Genomic DNA, 20,852 nt, shown 5'->3' with positions numbered 1-20,852 from the left:
AGATATTGCCCGATGAGTGGAACTATTTCAATCGAGATTCCGAGCCTATGGGTGTTTCCCGACCAGTTTGCTGCTCTGGAAAGCATGTCCATACATACCGTTTACAAATGGAAAGAGTTCGGGAAGCTGAAAATCATTCCTAAAAAGGTCGCCAAGGGTAAAACCAAGGCAGGTGGAAAAATTCAAATCAAGTATTACGACTATAAATTACAACAACTTAAGGCAATGGGTTGCAGTAATGTTGATATTAAAGTTGTTGGCTGGGATAAGTTTGCCGCCAAAAATGAGGCCTAACTATGTTTGATTATCAAGCATCCATACATCCACACCTGGACACGGCTTGCCGTCGTTTCTCTCTGGCTCACAACTTAACTGAGCTTGCGGAAGGAATGGGTATTACTGCCCAGGTGTTGCGGAACAAGCTGAACCCAATGCAGCCACACCGCCTAACTCTGCAAGAGCTAATCACGCTGACTGATATCACCGATGATTCGACGGTGTTAGATGGTTTGCTGGCACAGCTTAAATGCTTGCCTGCGGTGCCGATGAATGAAGCGAAGCCCGACAATTTACCTATGCACGCCCTAAGTGCCACGGCCGCAATTGGCGTTATCGCCGGTGAAGCCATATCCGCTGCGCCTATGACGCAACTAAGAGAAATACGATCCCGTCATTGGATAGGTATTTTATCCCCATGAAAGCCCGCCGTGCGGGCTTTTTATTGCTTGTAGATATCCGTTTTATTCAACAGAATCTTGATCATCTTCCGAAATAATTTTGTAGACAACTAACTCCCTAAAGCCATCGATCCCCTTATGACCATTTCTTTTAAGTAGATCGTTGGAAATAGCATTCAGAACATGTTTTAACACTTCTCCATCGTCGCATTCAGGGATTGTTGTGCGAAGCTCAAAAGGGATATCGTTGTGTCTGTAATGGATTAAATAATGTTGAGACATAGCTATTCCTCCTTCATGTGAGTTTCAAGAATAGCCTATTTTGGGCTACCCAATAATCCGCAGGGAGAGTCGACACAAATAACCCGCCTCAATCGCACGTAGTGCCGTTCAACATCGCATTCAACACCCTGAGCACTTTCAAAACGATCAAGCTGCCTGAGTGAGCCACTGTGGCCGTGCGTACACGAAACAAAGCAAGACCAGACGGAAATTGCACTACACCGCACCCGCCTGCGCTTTTTGCGTCAGCATTTTTTTCAGTTTTAAAATTCTACAAACCAAACCGCTAGCCCGTGCCGTGTCTGGGACTCTGCCGTCATTCCCAAACTGAAAAGATTGAAAAGAATTTCAGTAAATTTCAGTTTTCTGGATCTGTGGAGGATCGAGGGGATATATCATTTATATGAAAACAAAAGGTTTTATCTGCTTTTTGTCCTTTTGCTGGATCGTTAAGAAGATCAAACCAGTCGGCCGGTGCAATGCCGGGAGGTCAGCCGCGGCGAGGCCTGTAAGAGATTTAAAGACATTTTGTAAAACTGAAATTCATAACAGCGATTAATTTTTATACACTACATATCTATATTTGATCACGCTAATTATTTTATTGAACACATGGCACTGAAATTTTTTTTGATAAGCATGCTATAGCGTGTTAATTTTAAGGCATAAACATTAAATTAGAAGGGAAGAACATGGGGAGTCGGCGCAGAAGTGATCTAGAAAAGGCCGTCATAGAAGTTTTAAAAAACAGTAAGAAGCCATTATCTATGCTTCAAATGGTTGAAAAAATACAAAAAAAATATCCATTATTACTAACTGGGCAAACCCCAAAAAATACTCTTTATGCAATGATTTACAAAAGAGAGAAAAGAAGAGCTATGGATAGCGAAGCAGCTATCATTATCCGCCATAATGAAGGGCGTTCTGTCTATTATAAACTGATGGATAATACTAAATGAAAGTAGTTCCACATGTTATCCCTTACCAAGGAAGTAAGCGAAAATTAGCCAACGATATTTTGGAAAATATTAAAGGCTTTAAAATTGATACGTTTTATGAACCTTTTGCAGGTTCTGCGGCTGTGACATTAGCTGCCGCAGCTAGACAAAGTGCAAATAAATACATAATTGGTGATAAGTACACCCAATTAATGGAGTTATGGGGTCTTATAATTAATAGCCCTGCGGATGTTTCAATAAGATATTCAAAATTATGGCATGAGCAATTGGAAGAGCCAAACGAATACTTTTTGAAGGTGCGTAGCGATTTCAATAAAGATAATGACCCCGTTAAATTATTATACTTGATGGCTCGATGCGTTAAAAATGCTATTAGATTTAATAATTCTGGAGAGTTTAACCAATCCCAGGATAAGCGCCGCCTAGGCACTAAACCAGAGAAAATTCATCAAAATTTGCTTATGGTTTCTAATTTATTAAAAGACCAGGTGGAGCTTTTTAGCGGAGATTTTAGGTTGTTAACTCAGCAGGCGACAACTAATGATCTAGTGTATATGGATCCGCCATGGCAAGGTACAAGCACAAAGAAAGATCCAAGATATGCATATATTCTTGATTTGAATTCTCTTATTGATGAGATGGAAAATATGAATATTAAAGGCGTACCTTACATTCTTTCTTTTGACGGGGTTTGCGGTGATAAATCATATGGAAACGAATTGCCGGATAGTTTGCAACTCAAAAAAATCATGCTGAGTGCAGGACGTTCTTCACAAGCAACGCTTTTAGGAAGAGATGATTCAACCTTTGAATCACTTTATCTCTCCCCTGCCTTATTAAAAAAAATGTCTTAAATTGTATTCAGGACTGACTTAATAAAGTCCTGAATGCTCAAGCCATTTTCCTCACTAATTTTTTTAAGCTTACTGTAATTCTTGAACTCATTTATTCCTTTAAATTCTAAAATGATTCTTCTAGTTTGGGTCATCGCTAAATGTTCATATTTTTCAGGATAGGCCCAGTAACAAGTTTTACAGATTTCAATATCTTTTTTATTTTTAAAATTATAGCAATGTTCGCACGACCAGGACTTTTGCCTTTGCGACGCACCAGTTAATAACATAAAGTTTTGAGGTTCATTTTCTTGTGAAATATCATCACCTGCAACCTCATATGGAATTCGATGGTCTATTTGTAAGTAAATAGGTTCGTAAGATTCGCCAGAGATAGTACATTTAGAACCATAAATATCAATTAGGAGATTTTTAAAGGCCTTAGAAAATATTTGACGCCCTGCCAGTTTATGGGCTTCGATTTTATCTGGATCACCGAATTTATAACCGGCTATTGCCCGTCCAGTTGAGGATGGTATCTTGAATGTTTCTAAGGGTATTCCTGCCTCTCTTACATCTCGTGCCGCCCTGGGTGCATGATTGTAACCGTATAAGTCTTTTAACTCCTCAGTGGTTACGTAGCCATGTTCAATAATGTGCTCGATGACGGTTCGTGGTCTTTTCCCTGTAACATTTTTCACTGCTTGTAAAATTCTTGGATCGATTCCAGATGACATTCTTCTATCTCCCTCTATCAGAATTTTTTAGCATCCATTCAAACCAAAGGTATTGCGTTAGGAATGTTTGCTAAGACCGTCTATGTCTGCAGGCTTTAGGTTTGGATCGCCACTTTGTCGCCATTAATAAAAAAAAAAGGTTACGTTTGCACGTAACCTCTTGTTTTAATTGGTGGAGCTGGGGGGATTTGAACCCCCGTCCGAAATTACTACACCGTCGGCACTACATGCTTAGTCCAATCTTTACATTCGCCGGTTAGCTGCGGATGGACACGCCACTAACAAACTATCCTGATTGGGTTTAACGCTTTCACCCCAGGCAAGGTGTCCACGCGATCTCTTTTGGGTTTGACCTCTCTTGATCCCCGTCCTAAGAGCGGAGGCTAGGGAGAGAGGGCTCTAAGCAGGGTATTAAGCTGCTAGGGCGTAGTTTTCGTCGTTTGCGACTATTTTTTTGCGGCTTTTTACGAGGCAAACCGCCCCTCGGCATGCTCCTTGGGCTTCGCAAATCCCGTCGAATCCAGAATCAGCCCCAAGTACTGTTACGCAGTATACCAGAAAAAGAACACGCTAAGCCAGAGACTTAGCGGTTTGAGTTCTTCATGATACGTGCTTTGTCTACTTTCCATTCACGATCTTTAATGTCATCGCGCTTGTCGTGCTCTTTCTTACCTTTAGCCAGACCGATCTTCACTTTTGACCAGGCATTTTTCCAGTACAAGGAAAGCGCCACGACGGTGTAACCATCACGACTGACTTTTCCGAAAAGCGTTTCTAATTCTCGCTTCTTCAGCAGTAATTTTCTCGTACGGGTAGGGTCGCAGACGATATGACTCGACGCCACGTTAAGAGGTTGAATGGTTGCGCCAAATAAATAGGCTTCACCGTCGCGGAATGTGACATAGCTGTCAGAGATGTTTGCTTTACCAGCGCGCATCGATTTGACTTCCCATCCCTGCAAAGCAAGCCCCGCCTCGATTTCATCTTCAATGAAATATTCATGGCGAGCGCGTTTGTTCATCGCGATAGTCGCGGAACCGGGTTTATGTGCTTTTTTCTTTGTCATAGTGATACTTATTATACTGTAAGCGATGCCGATTGAAATCCCCACGCTGTCAGAGTGGGGTGTTTTTCCTGTTTGTGGCGAGCTGTGCTTCGTAGTTTTTATTACCGCGCGGATAAATGGTATTATCTGTACGTTTTATGACACCTGGAAAATGATATGCCACAGATAAGTCGTTCTGCGCTTGTACCCTTCAGCGTGGAGCAGATGTACACCCTGGTTAATGATGTCGATGCTTATCCGCAGTTTCTGCCCGGTTGTACCGGCAGCCGCATTTTAGAAAACAGCGATACGTCCATGACCGCCGCCGTTGATGTTTCGAAAGCGGGCATCAGTAAGACTTTTACAACCAAAAATACGTTAATCAGCAATAAGCGCATTGATATGCAGCTGGTTGATGGTCCTTTCCGCAAACTGACCGGAGGATGGGATTTCATCGAACTTAGCCCCGACGCATGTAAAGTTCAGCTTAGCCTTGATTTCGAATTTACCAATAAATTGATTGAGTTAGCGTTCGGAAAAATCTTTAAAGAACTGGCAGGCAGTATGGTTCAGGCGTTCACGATGCGCGCAAAAGAGGTTTACAGTGTCTGAGATCCGCGTTGAAGTCGTCTATGCACTGCCGGAACGTCAGTACCTGCGCACGGTGAAACTGGAAGAAGGGAGTAGCGTGGAGGAGGCGGTCAAGGCTTCCGGTTTGCTTGAGTTACGCAGTGATATCGATTTGAAGCAGAATAAACTGGGTATCTACAGCCGCCCGGTAAAGCTTGCCGATACGGTGAGTGACGGAGATCGTATTGAGATTTACCGGCCATTAATTGCTGACCCGAAAGAGTTACGGCGGATTCGCGCCGAACGTTCTAAAAAATAAGGCGCCTCAGGCGCCTTATTTTTTTACCCTGAAAGATGATTTTTGGTAGTTACCAGAGACCATCACACCGGGGCGATTTATTTTTGATCGCTCAACTTCGGTTTGTTGTCGATATTGGTCAGTTCACCCGCTTGGTTGAAGGTCAGCGTCAATGTTTGCTGTGTTACACCTTCGTGGCCTGGCTCCTGACGGAACACGTAGAACCAAACATCACTGCCAAACGGGTCGTGCAGCATCGGCGTGCCAAGAACATAAGCAACTTGTTGTTTAGTCATACCGGTATGAATTTTTTGAACATCCGCAGGAGATAAGTAATTCCCCTGGTTGATATCAGGCCGATAAACCACCTTTTCCAGAGTGGAACAGCCCGCAGTAAGCATTACAAGAGCTACAGCGGCGGCAGTTAGCGTTTTACAGCGCATAGTCATTACATTCCTTTAGGGCATAAGATGCCGATGATAATAGACCTTTCATCAGTTTGAAACCTTTGCGGGGCACCTGTATGACCGCTTAAATGTAAAAAAGTTGAGCTTTTTACGCAGCGAGCAGCTCTTTTGCATTGGCCAGCGTGTTTCGGGTGACTTCACTTCCGCCCAGCAGACGCGCCAGTTCCTGCAAACGCGCCTTTTTATCAAGCCGGTTCATTTGCGTTTCTGTCACTTCGCCGTCGGTTTCTTTGCTGACAAAATAATGCTGATGTCCGCAACCTGCAACCTGAGGTAAGTGAGTCACACACATAACTTGCGTGGATTCACCTAACTGGCGCAGCAACCGGCCAACAATGGCTGCCGTTGGTCCACTGATGCCAACGTCAACTTCATCGAAGATAAGCGCCGGAGTTTCCATTTTTTGCGCCGTAATAACCTGGATCGCCAGTGCAATACGGGAAAGCTCACCACCGGAGGCTACTTTGGCCAGCGCCTGAAGCGGCTGACCCGGGTTAGTGGTGACCTGGAATTCCAGACGGTCAGCCCCCTCCATGTTCAGGTGTTCTGGTTCGAACTGCACCTGAATTTTGAATTTACCGTGCGGCATGGAAAGTGCCTGCATGCTTTGCGTAATCAGATGTGTAAGTTCATCGGCGAAATACTGGCGTTTTTCATGCAGCTGTTCAGCAACCGCTACTGCCTGCTGATAATGACGCTGTACCGCTTCGCTCAGCTCTGCCTGATTGGTTTCCTGATCATCCAGTGCCTGCTGTTCTTCAAGCAACTGGCGATGCAATTCTGGCAGTTCTTCTGCGCTGACATGGTGCTTGCGTGCAAGATTCATCTGGCGGGACAGGCGCTGTTCCAGTTCGTATAAGCGGTTTGGATCCATTTCCAGGCGTTCACTGTAGTGGCGCAGTTCATCGCTGGCTTCGCTGACCTGAATGGAGGCATCGTCGAGCATGACGATCAGATCGTTCATTTTGCTGTCGAGCTCAGCGAGTTCAGTCAGCTGATTACGTGCGGTATAAAGCAAACTGACAATGTTTTGCTCTTCGCCATCGGCCAGAAGATATAGCGCGCTTTGGCTCAGGGAAAGCAGCTGTCCGCTGTTTGCCAGACGTTTGTATTCTTCATCGATTTGTTCGTACTCACCGGCCTGAGGGGCGAATTCGTTCAGTTCTTTCAACTGATATTGCAACAACTGACGGCGCGATTCGCGCTCGCTGACTTGCTGCTGATATTGTGCCAGCTGACGGCAGCTCTGATGCCAGTTTTGGTAAGCTTTACGCATTTCAGCCAACAGCAGGGGCTGATCGGCATAAGCATCGAGCAGATCTTTCTGATGCTCAGGCTTGAGTAAAAGCTGATGGGCGTGTTGTCCGTGAATTTGGATCAGATGCTGACCCAGCTCGCGAAGCTGTGACAAAGGCACGGGCGTGCCGTTAATGAAACCGCGGGAACGGCCGTCGCTGCTGATGGTACGGCGCAGCAGGCAATCCTGCCCTTCGTCGAGCTGGTTTTCTGCCAGCCAGTGTTTTGCAGAAGGTGTATCAGCCAGAGTGAAGCGGGCGCAGATATCGGCACGACTCGCACCCAGGCGCACCATGCTGCCGTCTGCGCGACTGCCAAGGCAAAGCCCGAGCGCATCAATAGCGATGGACTTACCGGCACCGGTTTCACCGGTGATTGCCGTCATACCGGCATGAAAATCGATTTCTAATTCGCGGACAATGGCAAAGTTACTGATAGTTAATTGCGCCAGCATGATCACCTTCCTGTACATAACAACAGACCTGTAATTACATACAGTATAAACTGGTTTTATATACAGTAAAGGGGCTGGCGAATTATTTTTATCTGATCAGAAGAGTTTTTTTGACCATCCGAGTTTTGTGCTTAATGTATTGAAATAGCTGTAGTCTTTCGGGTGGATCAGATTCAGGTGAAACTCGCTGCGGCGGATGACCACTTCTTCACCCGGTTGAATCGGCAGGGCAATCTGGCTGTCACAGCTGATTTCAAGGTCATTGCTCATATGTGAGAACCGCAGACAAATCGTACTGCTGCTGTTAATAACCAGCGGGCGCGCAGAAAGTGTGTGCGGGAACATCGGCACCAGCGCAATAGCTTCTAACGTCGGCGTCAGGATCGGACCGCCACCGGATAGCGAATAGGCGGTAGAGCCGGTTGGTGTCGAAATAATCAGACCGTCCGAACGTTGGGAGAAGGCGAATTTGTCGTCAATATAGACTTCAAATTCAATCATGTGTGCGACTTTTCCCGGATGAAGGACGACTTCATTGATAGCAGTGCTCACGCGACATTGCTGGTCTTTGCAGCGTACCATGGCCTCCAGCAGGAAACGTTGTTCGCTGATGTATTCGCCCTGCAGAACGTCATCGAGTTGCTGCAAAGCGTTATCCGGGTCCAGATCGGTCAGAAAACCGAGATTGCCACGGTTGATGCCGATGACTTTGATGTCATAGCGTGCCAGAACGCGTGCGGCGCCCAGCATGTTACCGTCGCCGCCGACAACAACGGCCAGATCGGCCAGTTTACCGATTTCTGCCAGACTGCCGGTCGTGGCGTTTTCAAGGGCTAAATCTTGTGCCACCTGTCGCTCAACAATGACCTGATAACCTTTTGAGATTAACCAGTGGTAAAGCATTTCATGGGTGGCAAGTGCTGAAGGATGACGAGGGTGTCCGACAATCCCAATGCACTCAAATTTTTTATTCATCGCTGTGGTTATCCTCAGCAGGGTGTGATGACCCCTGCATTATGACCGGTTTCATTAAAAACCAAACCTTGAAACCCCGGTTTTGATCCCCATAATAAGCCAAGTAGCAAGATTAATGCTAAAACGCGGAGAGATTCATGAGTAGTAAAGAACATAAGACACCTGACGAGCAAGTCTCTGAAGAACTGAATCAGGAACAAGAGCTGCAAGCGGAAGCGGAAACCCAGGCGGCAGATGTCGTTGACCCGCGCGATGAACGTATTGCTGAACTGGAAGCACAGCTGAAAGAACTCCAGCAGCGCGAGCGTGACAGCCTGCTGCGTGCTAAAGCGGAAGTGGAAAACATCCGTCGTCGCACCGAACTGGATATCGAGAAAGCGCATAAATTCGCTCTGGAGAAATTCTCCGGCGAGCTGCTGCCTGTTATCGATAATCTGGAACGTGCTCTGGATCTGGCTGATAAATCCAATTCAGAACTGGCAGGTTTGATTGAAGGCGTCGAGCTGACCCTGAAATCTCTGCTGGATGCTGTGCGTAAGTTCGGTATGGAAGTGGTGAGCGATATCCACGTGCCTTTCAATCCGGAACTGCACCAGGCGATGACGATGATGGAATCCGAAGAGCTGGAACCTAATTACGTGATGATGGTGATGCAAAAGGGTTACACGCTGAACGGCCGTCTGTTACGCCCTGCAATGGTTGCGGTTTCCAAAGCAAAAGCCTGATTCTGTGTTTAGCAGACTGATATAACGAAAGAGGCACCTTCGCGGGTGCCTCTTTTTTATGCCTGTTCAGGTCGCATTTATGCCTGTTCAGGCAATACCGGCACCCAGTCAATCGGTGCCAGACCCTGTTGTTCCAGTAAGACATTCGCCTGTGAGAAATGTTTACATCCCAGAAAACCGCGATGTGCAGAAAGCGGAGAAGGGTGCGGCGCTTTCAAAACATGATGGCGGTTGCGGTCGATAATATTACCCTTCTTCTGCGCGTGAGAGCCCCACAGCAAAAAGACAATTCCTTCACGATTTTCGTTCAGCGCGGCAATAACTTTATCGGTAAAGGTTTCCCAGCCTAGTTTGGCATGTGAGTGCGCCTGACCCCCTTCGACGGTCAAAACCGTATTCAGCAGCAGCACGCCCTGATCGGCCCAGCTTTGCAGATAGCCGTGAGACGGTCGTACGAAGCCGGGAATGTCGGTGGCCAGTTCTTTATACATGTTCACTAAAGAAGGCGGGGCAGGGATACCCGGACGGACAGAAAATGATAATCCGTGAGCCTGGTTGGGGCCATGGTAAGGATCCTGACCCAGGATCACCACTTTGACGTCTGCCAGTTCAGCAGAACGAAAGGCGTTGAACACATCCTGCTGTGGCGGATAAATGGTTTTGCCTGCCGCGCGTTCTGCCGCGACAAACTTCAATGTATCAACGAAATAGGATTGTTCTTTTTCCTGACCAATCACGTCATGCCAGGTGAGAGTAGTGGACATTGACGCTCTCCTTTTGAAGGTAATTTTAAACTGGCAGTAGCTTACCTGCTCATTCTGCTGAGTGAAACCCGCACGCGCTTTTGCTGATGTTTATCTGCGACTTAACGTTCTATGCAAAATTTGTTGATAATTTACAAAAATAATTTAATCAGGCGCCTTGAGAAAATTGATATAAAACATAAATATGCCGAGGGTGAGAAATACCCACAGGGAAAAGATTGATATTTATCAAAGAATGCGGGGTGCTCTGCTGTTATATCTGACAACAGGAAAACAGGTTGTGATTCAGCCTGACATCAATCAATTAACAGTATCGTAGCCAACTTGGAGGCAACATATGATCACCGGGATCCAAATTACTAAAACCGACAACGAAGCGCTGAAAAACTCTTTCTGGCTGCTCGATGATGAAAAAGCAGAAGCTCGCTGTGTATGTGCAAAAGCGGGTTTTGCGGAAGACCAGATTGTGGCTGTCAGCGATCTTGGCAAGTTTGAATACCGTGAAGTGCCAATGGAAGTTCAGCCGACCGTGCGCGTGGAAGGTGGTCAGCACCTGAACGTTAACGTACTGCGTCGTGAAACGCTGGAAGATGCGGTTAAACATCCTGAGAAATACCCACAGCTGACTATTCGTGTGTCTGGCTATGCGGTACGTTTCAACTCACTGACTGCTGAACAGCAGCGTGACGTGATTACCCGTACTTTCACTGAAAGCCTGTAATCGCCTCTGAGCGTTTCAGTTTTCAGGTAATAGCAGGAATAAAAAAACCGCCTTTAGGGGCGGTTTTCTTTGCATCAAATCAGGCCTGATTAGGAGGCGTCTTTTGCTGCGTCAGGTTTAACGCGGCGCTTGCCGACGTTTTTGCTGTCACGATGGCGAACTTTCACTTTCACCTTCGATTTTTCCTGATCCGCTTTCTGCTTCTCTTTACGTTTCGCCAGCACTTTCTTCGATGGCTTACCGGTCACTTTTTCACTAGGTGCTTTGGTCTTAGGACGGAAGCCTTCCAGCACGCGCGCTTTAAGTGGTTCATTCAGGTAACGACCGATTTTACCGAGCAGCAGATGGTCATGCGCTTCCACGAAGGAAATCGCGGTGCCTTTGCGGCCAGCACGACCGGTACGGCCGATGCGGTGCAGATAGATATCAGCGGTCAGCGGCAGGTCAAAGTTGAAGACGTGGCTGATGTCGTTGATATCCAGACCGCGCGCGGCGATGTCGGTGGCAACCAGCACGTTAACGCGATCTTCGACCATACGTTTAACGGCTTCGGTACGTTTAACCTGTACCATTTCGCCTTCGAGATAGCAGGAGTTAATCCCTGCTTCGCGTAACCAGGCAACCAGTTCATGCACACGCTCGCGCTTACGCACGAAGATCACCGATTTAGTGACGTCTTCCTGTTTCAGCAAATGGATCAGCATCTGGGTTTTATGCGCCAGATCGTCGGCACGGTAATACCATTGCAGGATCTTTTTGCGTTCGCGGCGTGACGGATCGGCTTCGATTTCTACCGGCTCAGTCAGAATGCGTTCTGCGAATTCACGGATGGCTTCCCCTTCCAGCGTTGCGGAGAACAGCAACGTCTGTTTGCGCCAGCGTGCTTCGGCAGAAATGGTTTCGATGTCCTGCGCAAAACCCATGTCCAGCATGCGGTCGGCTTCGTCGAGGATCAGCGTCTCGATTGCGCGGCAGTCGAAGTTTTCTTCTTTAATGTATTGCAGCAAACGTCCGGTTGTCGCAACGACAATGTCCTGGTTTTCGCTGAACACTTCGGCATGGTTCATATAAGCCACGCCGCCAGTGATGGTCGCGATATCCAGTTCGGTATGTTTGGCTAACTCACGCGCCTGTTCAGCAACCTGCATAGCAAGTTCGCGGGTTGGCGTGAGGATCAGAATTCGTGGCGGACCAGATTTCTTACGCGGGAAATCCAGCAAATGCTGCAATGCAGGCAGCAGGAACGCCGCTGTTTTGCCGGTGCCGGTAGGAGCCGAACCCAACACATCGCGTCCGTCCATTGCTGGCGGAATGGCCTCTGCCTGAATGACAGTAGGACGGCTATAGCCTTTGTCGCCAAGGGCTTCAATCAGGCGTTCATCGAGTTCGAGTTCGGAAAAAGTGGTTACAGTCATGGTCTACCTCTACTTGGGGCGCCGATTATAGACGTGTTAGACGCGATCTTCACCTATTTAAGCGGTTTGCGTGGCTTTTACTCTGCTTCTCTTTGCCCTATGCTACGACAGTTTTCGTTCCCGGCCCTGCTGGCTGGCGTTATTACGGTGAAATGAGTGACAAAAGAAGTCAGTTCCGCACAGCCTTTACGGCGCAATGGTTTTACCTTTAAACAGTTTTTCGTCGCACATGACCGTTGCGCGATGAAAGTTGGCACAGACGGTGTTCTGCTGGGTGCGACTGCGCCGGTCACTCAGGCACGACGTGTTCTTGATATTGGCTGTGGCAGCGGTCTGATTGCCATGATGCTGGCACAGCGCAGCGAATCTGACACTGTTATCGATGCCGTAGAACTTGAACCTGCGGCCGCCGGACAGGCAGCTGAAAATTTCCGCGAATCAGTCTGGGCGAATAGATTGTCTGTCCATGCGCAGGATATTAATGAGTACGCGCAAAAATATCCTGCTCAGTATGATCTGATTGTCAGCAATCCGCCTTATTTTGAATCGGCCGTTGCCTGCCGCGATGAAGCCCGTAATGCTGCCCGTTACACGGAAACCCTGACACATGAGGCGCTGCTTGAATGCGCGCAGATGCTGATTGCGCCGGAAGGGCTGTTCAGCGTTGTTCTGCCCTATGACATCGGTCTGGCATTTGAAACGCTGGCTCACCAGAACGGCTGGTTCAGTGCGTGGCGCATGGCCGTTCGAGACCGGCCGGGAAAACCGCTTAACCGTTTGCTGCTGACATTATCAAGGCAATTTGTTGAACGCACGGATGAGGAACTGGCATTGCGGAAATCGGAAGGCGTTTACAGCGAAGAGTTCTGCACGCTGATCACCGATTTCTATCTGAATTATTAACGGGGCAAAGGGTGAGGGGCCGAAAAGTGCGTTCCTTCGCACTCTTTCGAAACTAACACTGTAAAACCTATGGCTGCAAAATAGTGGGCTGCGGATTTTCCTGTAAATCAGGATAATCGAGCGTGTAATGCAGGCCACGACTTTCTTTACGCTCCAGCGCACTGCGGACGATCAGTTCAGCCACCAGCACCAGATTTCTCAATTCCAGCAGATTATTGGAAATACGGAAGTTGGCGTAATACTCGTCAATTTCCTGTTGCAGCGTCATGATGCGGCGCAGTGCGCGCTCCAGGCGTTTCGTTGTACGCACAATTCCCACGTAGTCCCACATAAACAGGCGCAGCTCATGCCAGTTATGCTGGATAACCACCTGTTCATCGGAATTGTCCACTCGGCTTTCATCCCACTGCGGAATGTTTTTTGCCAGCTTGGCATGAGGCAGGCGCTTAATAATGTCTTCCGCTGCCGACCAGCCGTACACCACACATTCCAGCAGTGAGTTAGAAGCCAGACGGTTAGCGCCATGCAGACCGGTATAGCTGACTTCGCCAATCGCATACAAACCATCGAGATCGGTACGACCGTGCTGATCTACCATCACGCCGCCGCAGGTATAATGCGCAGCCGGCACGATCGGAATGGGCTGTCTGGTCAGGTCGATGCCCAGCGATTGCAGCTTTTCATCAATCATCGGGAAATGATGCTTAATGAATTCCGGCGGGCGATGGCTGATATCGAGATACATGCAGTCTGCACCGAGACGTTTCATTTCATGGTCGATAGCACGTGCAACAACATCACGCGGCGCCAGTTCGCCTCGTTCATCGAAATCAGGCATAAACCGCGTGCCATCCGGACGTTTGAGCAGGGCACCTTCGCCACGCAGCGCTTCGGTCAGCAGGAAGTTACGCGCCTGAGGATGATAGAGGCAGGTCGGATGGAACTGATTGAATTCCAGATTGGCAACCCGACAACCTGCACGCCACGCCATGGCGACGCCATCGCCTGAAGAGATATCCGGGTTAGTGGTGTACTGATACACCTTAGCGGCACCGCCTGTGGCGAGAACGACGGCTTTGGCGCGCAGTGTTTCAACATGCTCTTTATCGCGGTTCCAGACATAGGCACCGACCACGCGTTGGGTGCCCGGTAATCCAAGTTTGCTTGAGGTAATTAAATCAACGGCATTATAGCGTTCTTTCACGCAAATATTGGCGTGCGCCCTTGCTTTCCCAACCAGCGTAGTCTCTACTTCTTTACCTGTAGCATCAGCAGCATGCAGGATCCTACGGTGGCTGTGACCGCCTTCGCGTGTCAGATGATAACGCTCTTCTGAGCTCGCGTTGGTTTCGGTATCAAACAGGACGCCCTGGTCGATCAACCATTGCACACAATGTCGTGCATTGCTGGCGATAAATTCAACAGCTTCTTTATCGCATAAGCCTGCGCCGGCAATTAATGTGTCATCAACATGTGAGGCAATGCTGTCTGCTTCGTCGAAAACGGCGGCAATTCCGCCCTGGGCGTAAAACGTAGAGCCTTCGTTGAGGGGGCCTTTACTGAGAACAGTGACGTGACAGTGGTCTGCAAGTCGCAAAGCCAGAGAAAGGCCCGCAGCACCACTTCCGATTATCAATACATCGCTAACAAATTCAGATGAAGGTTGCATAACGTATGATGTTTGCAGAAGAAGAGGGAAATTCATGTTAGCCTAAACCTTCGTGCAAAAGCCACGGGCTTAAGACTTCAATAGAAAAAACAATGGCGATGTGGAACTAATCGTTCCATGTGAACTCCAAGCAGTACTTGCTCAGGAATATAATGATGAAAGCTGGCAGTACGATTCTAAGCGCGGAGATAGTTTTGGGGAGATTTTACCTCGGATGAGCGAGCAGTTAGCCGATCAAGTTCTGGTTGAGCGGGTCCAGAAGGGTGATCAAAAATCGTTCAATTTACTGGTTATTCGTTACCAGCATAAAGTAGCGAGCCTTGTATCCCGCTACGTGCCACAAGGCGATGTGCCTGATGTGGTTCAGGAATCTTTTATCAAAGCGTATCGTGCGCTGGAATCTTTCCGCGGCGACAGTGCTTTTTATACCTGGCTGTATCGTATTGCAGTCAACACAGCGAAAAATTATCTGGTCGCTCAGGGGCGTCGTCCGCCATCCAGTGATGTCGATGCGAACGAAGCCGAGAATTTCGAAAGTGGCGGTGCCCTGAAAGAAATTTCGAACCCTGAGAACTTAATGTTGTCTGAAGAATTACGACAGATAGTTTTCCGTACTATTGAAGCACTTCCTGAAGATCTTCGCATGGCGATCACCTTAAGGGAGTTAGATGGATTGAGCTACGAAGAAATAGCCGCCATCATGGATTGTCCGGTGGGTACGGTAAGATCCCGTATATTCCGTGCCCGGGAAGCAATTGATAACAAGGTTCAGCCGCTCATCCAGCGTTAGAGATGACGGACACAGGAAGGGTACTTAGGCATGCAGAAAGAAAAGCTTTCCGCTCTGATGGATGGTGAAGCCATTGATTCTGAACTGTTGAGTTCTTTATCAACAGATTCCAAGCTTCAGCAAGACTGGCAGAGTTATCATTTGATCCGCGATACCTTACGCGGTGATATTGGGAATGTGGTGCATCTGGATATCGCAGACCGTGTGGCCGCAGCGCTGGCAAACGAGCCGGTTAAACTGGTGCCGGGTTCCGCAACAGAATCGCAGCCTCAGCCTCATACCTGGCAAAAAATGCCTTTCTGGCAGAAGGTGCGCCCTTGGGCGAGCCAGCTGACTCAGGTTGGCGTAGCTGCTTGCGTATCGCTGGCTGTGATTGTCGGTGTGCAGCACTATAACCAGCCTGACGCATCGGGCGCTTCTCCGGAAACGCCAGCATTTAATACTTTGCCAATGATGGGTAAAGCCTCTCCGGTCAGCTTCGGCGTGCCAAATGAAGGCAATACCACCAGCGGGCAACAAAATGTGCAGGAGCAACGTAAGCGTATCAATGCTATGTTGCAGGATTACGAACTGCAACGCCGCTTGCATTCTGAGCAACTTCAGCTCGAACCTGTTACTCCACAGCAAGCCGCTGTTCAGGTCCCAGGAACTCAGTCTTTAGGAACGCAAACGCAGTAATGAAGCAATTTTGGTTTGCCGCTTGTTTAGTGACGGGCAGCCTGCTTACTCCAAGTATCGCCTCGGCAGATCCCACTTCCGAGGCGTTATTACAAGGGATGGGTAAAGCCAGTCAGTCGCTGAATTATGAAATGGGTTTTATCAACATCACGAAGCAAGGGATTGATTCCTTTCGCTATCGTCATGCTGTTTCTAATCAATCCTCGCTCGCTCAACTGGTACTGATGGATGGTCCGCGCCGTGAAATTGTCCAGCGCGGAAAAGACATCAGCTACTTCGAGACCGGGCTTCAGCCTTTTACTCTGGATGGCGATCATATTGTTGATTCCCTGCCCTCCATTGTATTCAGCGATTTCTCCCAGCTGTCAAAATACTATGATTTCATCGCCGTAGGTCGCGCGCGTGCCGCAGACCGTCTGAGCCAGGTGATCCGCGTGGTTTCGCGTGATGGCACAAGGTTCAGCTATGTTATCTGGATTGATGAGCAGACTAAGTTGCCAATGCGTGTGGATTTATTAGATCGCGATGGCGAAACGCTGGAACAGTTCAGGGTCATCAGCTTTGATGATGGTAATCAAGTCATAGTGGCTCTTGCTGATCTTGAGAAAGCCAATCTGCCGCCGGTACTTTCGTTACCTGCTTCTGAGCCGATTAAGTTTGGATGGCAAGTGAAATGGCTTCCGGCGGGGGTAGCTGAAGTGGCGAGCAGTCGCAGAAGCTTGCCAAATATGCCAGTCACGATAGAATCCCGTTTGTATACTGACGGATTGTTCAGCTTCTCTGTCAATATCAGTGCTACCACTAACGGCCCCTCTGAGCAGTTAATCAGACAAGGGCGAAGAACCGTACAAACGGAAGTTCGTAACGGTAATGAGATTACTGTCGTCGGTGAATTGCCGCCTTCCACAGCAAAACGTATCGCTGAAAGCATTGTTTTCTCTGCCAAATGACTTTTGGCTAAATAAATCCGGGTGATTGTATGATGAAAGAATGGGCCACAGTGGTGTCGTGGCAAAACGGTATTGCATCACTGCGCTGTGAAACGCAGTCGGGTTGCAGTAGCTGCCATTCGCGTTCAGGTTGTGGTGCCCGGGTGCTGAATGAACTGGGACCACAGACTGGCCATAATCTTCAGGTCAGTTTTGCTGAGCCCCTGGAGCCGGGGCAAAAAGTTGAACTGGGAATACCTGAGGGTAGTTTGCTGCGCTCTGCATTTCTGGTCTATATGACACCGCTGTTTGGGGTGATTGCCGGAGGCGGAATACTGCAGGCTCTGTTTAAAGCAGACATGTACGCAGTGATCGGTGCAGTGCTGGGCGGCGGTCTGGGATTTATCATCGCCAAAGCACTGGCGGCAAAAGTCGACGGTAAATCGGGTTATCAGCCGGTGGTTTTGCAGGTGGGATTACCGCCGAACGCATTCCGTTATTCTGCGGATAACGAGCTTCCTTCTTAATACCTGATTTCTGTGGTGCTACCCGGAACGATGCGAAAACAAATGCCACTGACTCAGACGAGCCAGTGGCATTTTTAGTTTCTGACCGGGATACGGTTCTGAATCATATGCTCAATCAGGGCGATGAAAAGATCGGCACTGGAGAGTGAAGTATAGGCAACAGAGAACAAAATCCGACCGTGTTTATCAAGCAATCTGATTAACGGGCTGTTGCTCCCGCCGCTGATAAACTGAATGTCTTCAACGGGTATTGTCTTTCCTTCTTCAGTGGTCAGCATTAATGCACTCAACCGGATCCTTTTCTCGTTCATTGTCAGAAGGTTAGAACCGATAAAGCGTTTCAGTCCGCAGTGCGAATTTACCATGCAGGTAAAAAGAATGTCTCCGCCCTGCGCTAGCGTATTCAAAGCCCAGGGGCCACGAAACATCAGTTGTTCATTCTTAATAACATCAATCAGCCGTTCTGAATTAGCAATGTTCGGCGTGATCCGGTGCCATGTTTTGCTATTTTCCTCACGGAACATCATCGTATTTAAAATGCGACGTGTATATTTACCCGTTCTGAAACGGTATATATCCGAGATTCTGTCGAACGGAATAAACCGGTTCTTTTTATCTAGCTGGCTTATAACCAAAATACCATTTTCATGAAGCTGATAGACCTGATTCGGTCGAATCAAACGTCTCAATAAAATAAGCACGACACCGAGCGCAATGCTCAGCAAGGCAGATACCACCACGCTATGCAGCCCGTCAGCGGTATGGCCGAAGGCGAGGAAAAAAGCGATTTGTACGGCACCGCCCACCAGCAAAAGCACTGAAAGGACCAGAGTGATCCAAGAGTTGGCTTTGGCAAAGCCATGCTGACTGAGCAGCCGCCCTTCATTGATCATATTGATAACCTTGTGACCGGATTGAATTAATAATAAAAAAACGAATGAATAGGAAGAATGAGAATTAAAACTTTGTGAATTGAAATAATGTAATTTCTTTTATAACAATATATTAGGTGTGCAAGTGCGTTTTTGTATATGGGCATTTTCCTAAAACCTGCGTGAGTCTAAAAAACACAGACGAAATGCCCAAAAAAAGTCAGGGCGACGCTGAAAGAACAGTCCTTAAATGAAAACAAATGAAAATGTGAGGATTTCCTTCAGAAAAAGCACGCATAATCTGGAGTTAGGATGTACCGAGACTAGGTTTTCACGGTGCTGGCATGTAGAATGCTGCGACTTAGGCGAAAGACAGCCAACCTACAAACCGTCGCTGTATGTTCATGGCGAATGATTCAGAAATACCAAGGTAGAAAAACTTTTATAATGAAGCATATACGAAATTTCTCCATTATTGCCCACATTGACCACGGTAAGTCGACGCTGTCAGACCGTATTATTCAAATTTGCGGCGGCTTGTCCGATCGTGAAATGGAAGCGCAGGTTCTCGATTCTATGGATCTTGAGCGCGAGCGCGGTATCACCATCAAAGCGCAAAGCGTGACGCTCGATTACAAAGCGAAAGATGGGCAGATTTACCACCTGAACTTTATCGATACTCCCGGACATGTCGACTTCTCCTACGAAGTTTCCCGCTCACTGGCCGCCTGTGAAGGCGCATTGCTGGTTGTGGATGCGGGTCAGGGCGTAGAAGCGCAGACGCTGGCGAACTGCTACACTGCGATGGAAATGGATCTGGAAGTAGTTCCGGTTCTGAATAAAATCGATTTGCCTGCTGCTGATCCTGACCGCGCAGCTCAGGAAATTGAAGACATCGTGGGAATTGATGCGACGGATGCAGTCCGTTGTTCAGCTAAAACCGGTGTGGGTGTGCCTGAAGTTCTGGAGCGTCTGGTGCGTGATGTTCCGCCACCGGAAGGTGATCCTGATGCGCCATTGCAGGCTCTGATCATCGACTCCTGGTTCGATAACTATCTTGGCGTGGTTTCTCTGGTGCGTATCAAAAACGGCACCATGAGAAAAGGCGACAAAATCAAAGTCATGAGTACCGGACAGGTGTATAACGCCGATCGTCTGGGTATCTTCACGCCTAAACGTGTTGATAAAGACATTCTGAACTGCGGCGAAGTAGGCTGGCTGGTTTGTGCGATCAAAGACATCCTTGGCGCACCAGTGGGCGATACCCTGACGCTGGCTCGTCAGCCTGCAGAAAAGGCTTTGCCTGGTTTCAAGAAAGTGAAACCTCAGGTGTATGCTGGTCTGTTCCCGGTCAGTTCCGATGACTATGAAAACTTCCGCGATGCGTTAGGCAAATTGAGCCTCAACGATGCTTCCCTGTTCTATGAACCGGAAAGTTCTACCGCGCTGGGCTTTGGTTTCCGTTGTGGTTTCCTCGGTCTGCTGCACATGGAAATCATTCAGGAACGTCTGGAACGTGAATACGATCTGGACTTGATCACCACGGCACCGACCGTTGTGTACGAAGTTCTGACCACCGGCAACGAAACCATCTATGTCGACAGCCCGTCTAAGCTTCCGGCGCTGAATAACATTCTGGAATTACGCGAGCCAATTGCTGAGTGTCACATGCTGATGCCGCAGGAATATCTGGGCAGCGTGATCACCTTGTGTATTGAGAAACGTGGCGTGCAGACCAATATGGTCTATCACGGCAATCAGGTTGCGCTGACGTATGAAATTCCGATGGCTGAAGTAGTCCTCGATTTCTTCGACCGTCTGAAATCAACATCGCGCGGCTATGCGTCCCTCGATTACAATTTCAAACGTTTTCAGACTTCTGACATGGTGCGTGTTGATGTTCTAATCAACGGCGACCGTGTGGATGCACTGGCACTGATTACTCACCGTGGCAATTCACAGTTCCGTGGACGCCAGCTGGTTGAGAAGATGCAGGAACTGATCCCGCGTCAGCAGTTCGACATTGCTATTCAGGCGGCAATTGGTGCTCACATCATTGCCCGTTCCACCGTGAAGCAATTACGTAAAAACGTTCTCGCCAAATGTTATGGCGGTGACGTCAGCCGTAAGAAGAAACTTCTGCAGAAGCAGAAAGACGGTAAGAAACGCATGAAACAAGTGGGTAACGTTGAGTTACCGCAGGAAGCGTTCCTGGCCATTCTTCACGTGGGTAAAGAAAGCAAATAAATCCTCATTGAGTTGTAGG

The 20,852-nt window shown here is 48.1% G+C and carries 23 protein-coding genes, 1 other RNA gene and 1 pseudogene; 14 read left to right on the top strand and 11 right to left on the bottom strand.

The features are described from left to right. Positions 1 to 12: 12 nt before the first annotated feature. Both ACM615_RS10500 and ACM615_RS10495 read left to right on the top strand, forming a co-directional pair. A complete protein-coding gene (locus tag ACM615_RS10500; protein ID WP_431011845.1) occupies positions 13 to 294 on the top strand; it encodes a hypothetical protein in 282 nt (93 codons plus the stop codon). A 2-nt stretch (positions 295 to 296) separates the two neighbouring features. After that, positions 297 to 656 (top strand): annotated as a pseudogene (locus ACM615_RS10495) (phage regulatory CII family protein); the annotation flags it as partial. Positions 657 to 740: 84 nt separating this feature from the next. Here the strand turns inward: ACM615_RS10495 and ACM615_RS10490 are convergent. Further along, positions 741 to 959 (bottom strand): hypothetical protein, encoded by a 219-nt coding sequence (locus tag ACM615_RS10490; RefSeq protein ID WP_431011844.1) that lies wholly within the window; start codon positions 957 to 959, stop codon positions 741 to 743. 692 nt (positions 960 to 1,651) lie between these two features. Between ACM615_RS10490 and ACM615_RS10485 the strand changes: the two genes are divergently transcribed. Next, entirely contained in the window at positions 1,652 to 1,918 is a 267-nt protein-coding gene (locus ACM615_RS10485; protein ID WP_431011843.1) for an HTH domain-containing protein, read from the top strand. After that, positions 1,915 to 2,772: a DNA adenine methylase gene (locus ACM615_RS10480; RefSeq protein WP_431011842.1), complete on the top strand. Its 858-nt coding sequence runs from the start codon at positions 1,915 to 1,917 to the stop codon at positions 2,770 to 2,772. The genes ACM615_RS10485 and ACM615_RS10480 overlap by 4 nt, the downstream gene beginning before the upstream one ends. Here the strand turns inward: ACM615_RS10480 and ACM615_RS10475 are convergent. The 3 genes from ACM615_RS10475 to smpB all read right to left on the bottom strand — a co-directional run bounded on the left by ACM615_RS10475 (position 2,769) and on the right by smpB (position 4,554). Continuing rightward, positions 2,769 to 3,488, bottom strand: coding sequence for a hypothetical protein (locus tag ACM615_RS10475; RefSeq protein ID WP_431011841.1), 720 nt, complete (start codon positions 3,486 to 3,488; stop codon positions 2,769 to 2,771). The genes ACM615_RS10480 and ACM615_RS10475 overlap by 4 nt on opposite strands. Before the next feature lie 170 nt (positions 3,489 to 3,658). Further along, positions 3,659 to 4,022, bottom strand: a transfer-messenger RNA (tmRNA) gene (ssrA, locus tag ACM615_RS10470). Positions 4,023 to 4,071: 49 nt separating this feature from the next. Beyond that, a complete protein-coding gene (gene smpB, locus ACM615_RS10465) occupies positions 4,072 to 4,554 on the bottom strand; it encodes an SsrA-binding protein SmpB (RefSeq protein ID WP_112288217.1) in 483 nt (160 codons plus the stop codon). 156 nt (positions 4,555 to 4,710) lie between these two features. Between smpB and ACM615_RS10460 the strand changes: the two genes are divergently transcribed. Next, complete coding sequence (locus tag ACM615_RS10460) at positions 4,711 to 5,145, top strand: type II toxin-antitoxin system RatA family toxin (protein WP_113876197.1); 435 nt, start codon at positions 4,711 to 4,713, stop codon at positions 5,143 to 5,145. Continuing rightward, positions 5,138 to 5,422: an RnfH family protein gene (locus ACM615_RS10455; RefSeq protein ID WP_113876196.1), complete on the top strand. Its 285-nt coding sequence runs from the start codon at positions 5,138 to 5,140 to the stop codon at positions 5,420 to 5,422. The genes ACM615_RS10460 and ACM615_RS10455 overlap by 8 nt, the downstream gene beginning before the upstream one ends. Before the next feature lie 77 nt (positions 5,423 to 5,499). Here ACM615_RS10455 and bamE read toward each other — a convergent pair whose 3' ends face one another. The 3 genes from bamE to nadK form a co-directional block, all read right to left on the bottom strand. Continuing rightward, the gene (gene bamE, locus ACM615_RS10450) at positions 5,500 to 5,844 is read right to left on the bottom strand and encodes an outer membrane protein assembly factor BamE (protein ID WP_112288172.1); all 345 of its coding nucleotides are present in this window, start codon (positions 5,842 to 5,844) and stop codon (positions 5,500 to 5,502) included. 112 nt (positions 5,845 to 5,956) lie between these two features. Continuing rightward, positions 5,957 to 7,618: a DNA repair protein RecN gene (gene recN, locus ACM615_RS10445; protein WP_165353133.1), complete on the bottom strand. Its 1,662-nt coding sequence runs from the start codon at positions 7,616 to 7,618 to the stop codon at positions 5,957 to 5,959. Positions 7,619 to 7,714: 96 nt separating this feature from the next. Further along, complete coding sequence (nadK, locus tag ACM615_RS10440) at positions 7,715 to 8,593, bottom strand: NAD(+) kinase (RefSeq protein ID WP_112288174.1); 879 nt, start codon at positions 8,591 to 8,593, stop codon at positions 7,715 to 7,717. Between the two features lie 137 nt (positions 8,594 to 8,730). Between nadK and grpE the strand changes: the two genes are divergently transcribed. Then, positions 8,731 to 9,318 (top strand): nucleotide exchange factor GrpE, encoded by a 588-nt coding sequence (gene grpE, locus ACM615_RS10435; RefSeq protein WP_113876194.1) that lies wholly within the window; start codon positions 8,731 to 8,733, stop codon positions 9,316 to 9,318. Positions 9,319 to 9,395: 77 nt separating this feature from the next. Here grpE and ung read toward each other — a convergent pair whose 3' ends face one another. Then, complete coding sequence (gene ung / locus ACM615_RS10430; protein WP_129638289.1) at positions 9,396 to 10,082, bottom strand: uracil-DNA glycosylase; 687 nt, start codon at positions 10,080 to 10,082, stop codon at positions 9,396 to 9,398. A 337-nt stretch (positions 10,083 to 10,419) separates the two neighbouring features. Between ung and grcA the strand changes: the two genes are divergently transcribed. Next, positions 10,420 to 10,803, top strand: a complete 384-nt coding sequence (grcA, locus tag ACM615_RS10425; protein ID WP_112288177.1) for an autonomous glycyl radical cofactor GrcA — start codon at positions 10,420 to 10,422, stop codon at positions 10,801 to 10,803. Positions 10,804 to 10,892: 89 nt separating this feature from the next. On the opposite strand, the gene srmB is transcribed toward grcA, so the two are convergent. Further along, positions 10,893 to 12,218, bottom strand: a complete 1,326-nt coding sequence (srmB, locus tag ACM615_RS10420) for an ATP-dependent RNA helicase SrmB (protein WP_112288178.1) — start codon at positions 12,216 to 12,218, stop codon at positions 10,893 to 10,895. Between the two features lie 156 nt (positions 12,219 to 12,374). Here srmB and trmN point away from each other — a divergent pair, with 156 nt between their 5' ends. Continuing rightward, positions 12,375 to 13,121: a tRNA(1)(Val) (adenine(37)-N(6))-methyltransferase TrmN gene (gene trmN / locus ACM615_RS10415; protein ID WP_159281263.1), complete on the top strand. Its 747-nt coding sequence runs from the start codon at positions 12,375 to 12,377 to the stop codon at positions 13,119 to 13,121. A gap of 67 nt (positions 13,122 to 13,188) precedes the next feature. Here trmN and nadB read toward each other — a convergent pair whose 3' ends face one another. Continuing rightward, positions 13,189 to 14,790, bottom strand: a complete 1,602-nt coding sequence (gene nadB / locus ACM615_RS10410) for an L-aspartate oxidase (RefSeq protein ID WP_192878624.1) — start codon at positions 14,788 to 14,790, stop codon at positions 13,189 to 13,191. A gap of 214 nt (positions 14,791 to 15,004) precedes the next feature. On the opposite strand from nadB, the gene rpoE reads away from it, so the two are divergent. From rpoE to rseC, 4 genes are read left to right on the top strand one after another with little or no spacing between them, the layout of a single operon-like run. Further along, complete coding sequence (rpoE, locus tag ACM615_RS10405) at positions 15,005 to 15,580, top strand: RNA polymerase sigma factor RpoE (protein ID WP_037040184.1); 576 nt, start codon at positions 15,005 to 15,007, stop codon at positions 15,578 to 15,580. 30 nt (positions 15,581 to 15,610) lie between these two features. After that, positions 15,611 to 16,258 carry an anti-sigma-E factor RseA gene (gene rseA, locus ACM615_RS10400; protein WP_112288182.1) on the top strand — a complete coding sequence of 216 codons (648 nt, stop codon included), beginning with the start codon at positions 15,611 to 15,613 and terminating at the stop codon, positions 16,256 to 16,258. After that, positions 16,258 to 17,208 carry a sigma-E factor regulatory protein RseB gene (gene rseB, locus ACM615_RS10395; RefSeq protein WP_113876190.1) on the top strand — a complete coding sequence of 317 codons (951 nt, stop codon included), beginning with the start codon at positions 16,258 to 16,260 and terminating at the stop codon, positions 17,206 to 17,208. The genes rseA and rseB overlap by 1 nt, the downstream gene beginning before the upstream one ends. 29 nt (positions 17,209 to 17,237) lie before the next feature. Next, positions 17,238 to 17,714: a SoxR-reducing system protein RseC gene (gene rseC, locus ACM615_RS10390; protein ID WP_132965007.1), complete on the top strand. Its 477-nt coding sequence runs from the start codon at positions 17,238 to 17,240 to the stop codon at positions 17,712 to 17,714. 74 nt (positions 17,715 to 17,788) lie between these two features. Here rseC and ACM615_RS10385 read toward each other — a convergent pair whose 3' ends face one another. Then, the gene (locus ACM615_RS10385; protein ID WP_113876188.1) at positions 17,789 to 18,607 is read right to left on the bottom strand and encodes a DUF6585 family protein; all 819 of its coding nucleotides are present in this window, start codon (positions 18,605 to 18,607) and stop codon (positions 17,789 to 17,791) included. Positions 18,608 to 19,033: 426 nt separating this feature from the next. On the opposite strand from ACM615_RS10385, the gene lepA reads away from it, so the two are divergent. Further along, complete coding sequence (gene lepA, locus ACM615_RS10380; protein ID WP_113876187.1) at positions 19,034 to 20,833, top strand: translation elongation factor 4; 1,800 nt, start codon at positions 19,034 to 19,036, stop codon at positions 20,831 to 20,833. Positions 20,834 to 20,852 lie beyond the last annotated feature (19 nt).

The sequence above is a fragment of the Rahnella sp. PAMC25617 genome (assembly GCF_050606005.1).
Taxonomy (GTDB): domain Bacteria; phylum Pseudomonadota; class Gammaproteobacteria; order Enterobacterales; family Enterobacteriaceae; genus Rahnella; species Rahnella variigena.
The sequence above is the reverse complement of the archived record's forward strand: the minus strand, read 5'-3'. Positions and strand labels throughout refer to the sequence as shown.

Excerpts from the sequence above, each read along its gene's own strand:
- ACM615_RS10475 (WP_431011841.1), bottom strand. The coding sequence starts at position 3,488 with ATGTCATCTGGAATCGATCCAAGAATTTTACAAGCAGTGAAAAATGTT.
- ACM615_RS10385 (WP_113876188.1), bottom strand. The coding sequence starts at position 18,607 with ATGATCAATGAAGGGCGGCTGCTCAGTCAGCATGGCTTTGCCAAAGCC.
- rpoE (WP_037040184.1), top strand. The coding sequence starts at position 15,005 with ATGAGCGAGCAGTTAGCCGATCAAGTTCTGGTTGAGCGGGTCCAGAAG.
- rseC (WP_132965007.1), top strand. The coding sequence starts at position 17,238 with ATGATGAAAGAATGGGCCACAGTGGTGTCGTGGCAAAACGGTATTGCA.
- ACM615_RS10480 (WP_431011842.1), top strand. The coding sequence starts at position 1,915 with ATGAAAGTAGTTCCACATGTTATCCCTTACCAAGGAAGTAAGCGAAAA.
- lepA (WP_113876187.1), top strand. The coding sequence starts at position 19,034 with ATGAAGCATATACGAAATTTCTCCATTATTGCCCACATTGACCACGGT.
- nadK (WP_112288174.1), bottom strand. The coding sequence starts at position 8,593 with ATGAATAAAAAATTTGAGTGCATTGGGATTGTCGGACACCCTCGTCAT.
- ACM615_RS10500 (WP_431011845.1), top strand. The coding sequence starts at position 13 with ATGAGTGGAACTATTTCAATCGAGATTCCGAGCCTATGGGTGTTTCCC.
- ACM615_RS10490 (WP_431011844.1), bottom strand. The coding sequence starts at position 959 with ATGTCTCAACATTATTTAATCCATTACAGACACAACGATATCCCTTTT.
- srmB (WP_112288178.1), bottom strand. The coding sequence starts at position 12,218 with ATGACTGTAACCACTTTTTCCGAACTCGAACTCGATGAACGCCTGATT.
- ACM615_RS10485 (WP_431011843.1), top strand. The coding sequence starts at position 1,652 with ATGGGGAGTCGGCGCAGAAGTGATCTAGAAAAGGCCGTCATAGAAGTT.
- ung (WP_129638289.1), bottom strand. The coding sequence starts at position 10,082 with ATGTCCACTACTCTCACCTGGCATGACGTGATTGGTCAGGAAAAAGAA.
- bamE (WP_112288172.1), bottom strand. The coding sequence starts at position 5,844 with ATGCGCTGTAAAACGCTAACTGCCGCCGCTGTAGCTCTTGTAATGCTT.
- rseB (WP_113876190.1), top strand. The coding sequence starts at position 16,258 with ATGAAGCAATTTTGGTTTGCCGCTTGTTTAGTGACGGGCAGCCTGCTT.
- rseA (WP_112288182.1), top strand. The coding sequence starts at position 15,611 with ATGCAGAAAGAAAAGCTTTCCGCTCTGATGGATGGTGAAGCCATTGAT.
- smpB (WP_112288217.1), bottom strand. The coding sequence starts at position 4,554 with ATGACAAAGAAAAAAGCACATAAACCCGGTTCCGCGACTATCGCGATG.
- nadB (WP_192878624.1), bottom strand. The coding sequence starts at position 14,790 with ATGCAACCTTCATCTGAATTTGTTAGCGATGTATTGATAATCGGAAGT.
- recN (WP_165353133.1), bottom strand. The coding sequence starts at position 7,618 with ATGCTGGCGCAATTAACTATCAGTAACTTTGCCATTGTCCGCGAATTA.
- grpE (WP_113876194.1), top strand. The coding sequence starts at position 8,731 with ATGAGTAGTAAAGAACATAAGACACCTGACGAGCAAGTCTCTGAAGAA.
- grcA (WP_112288177.1), top strand. The coding sequence starts at position 10,420 with ATGATCACCGGGATCCAAATTACTAAAACCGACAACGAAGCGCTGAAA.
- ACM615_RS10460 (WP_113876197.1), top strand. The coding sequence starts at position 4,711 with ATGCCACAGATAAGTCGTTCTGCGCTTGTACCCTTCAGCGTGGAGCAG.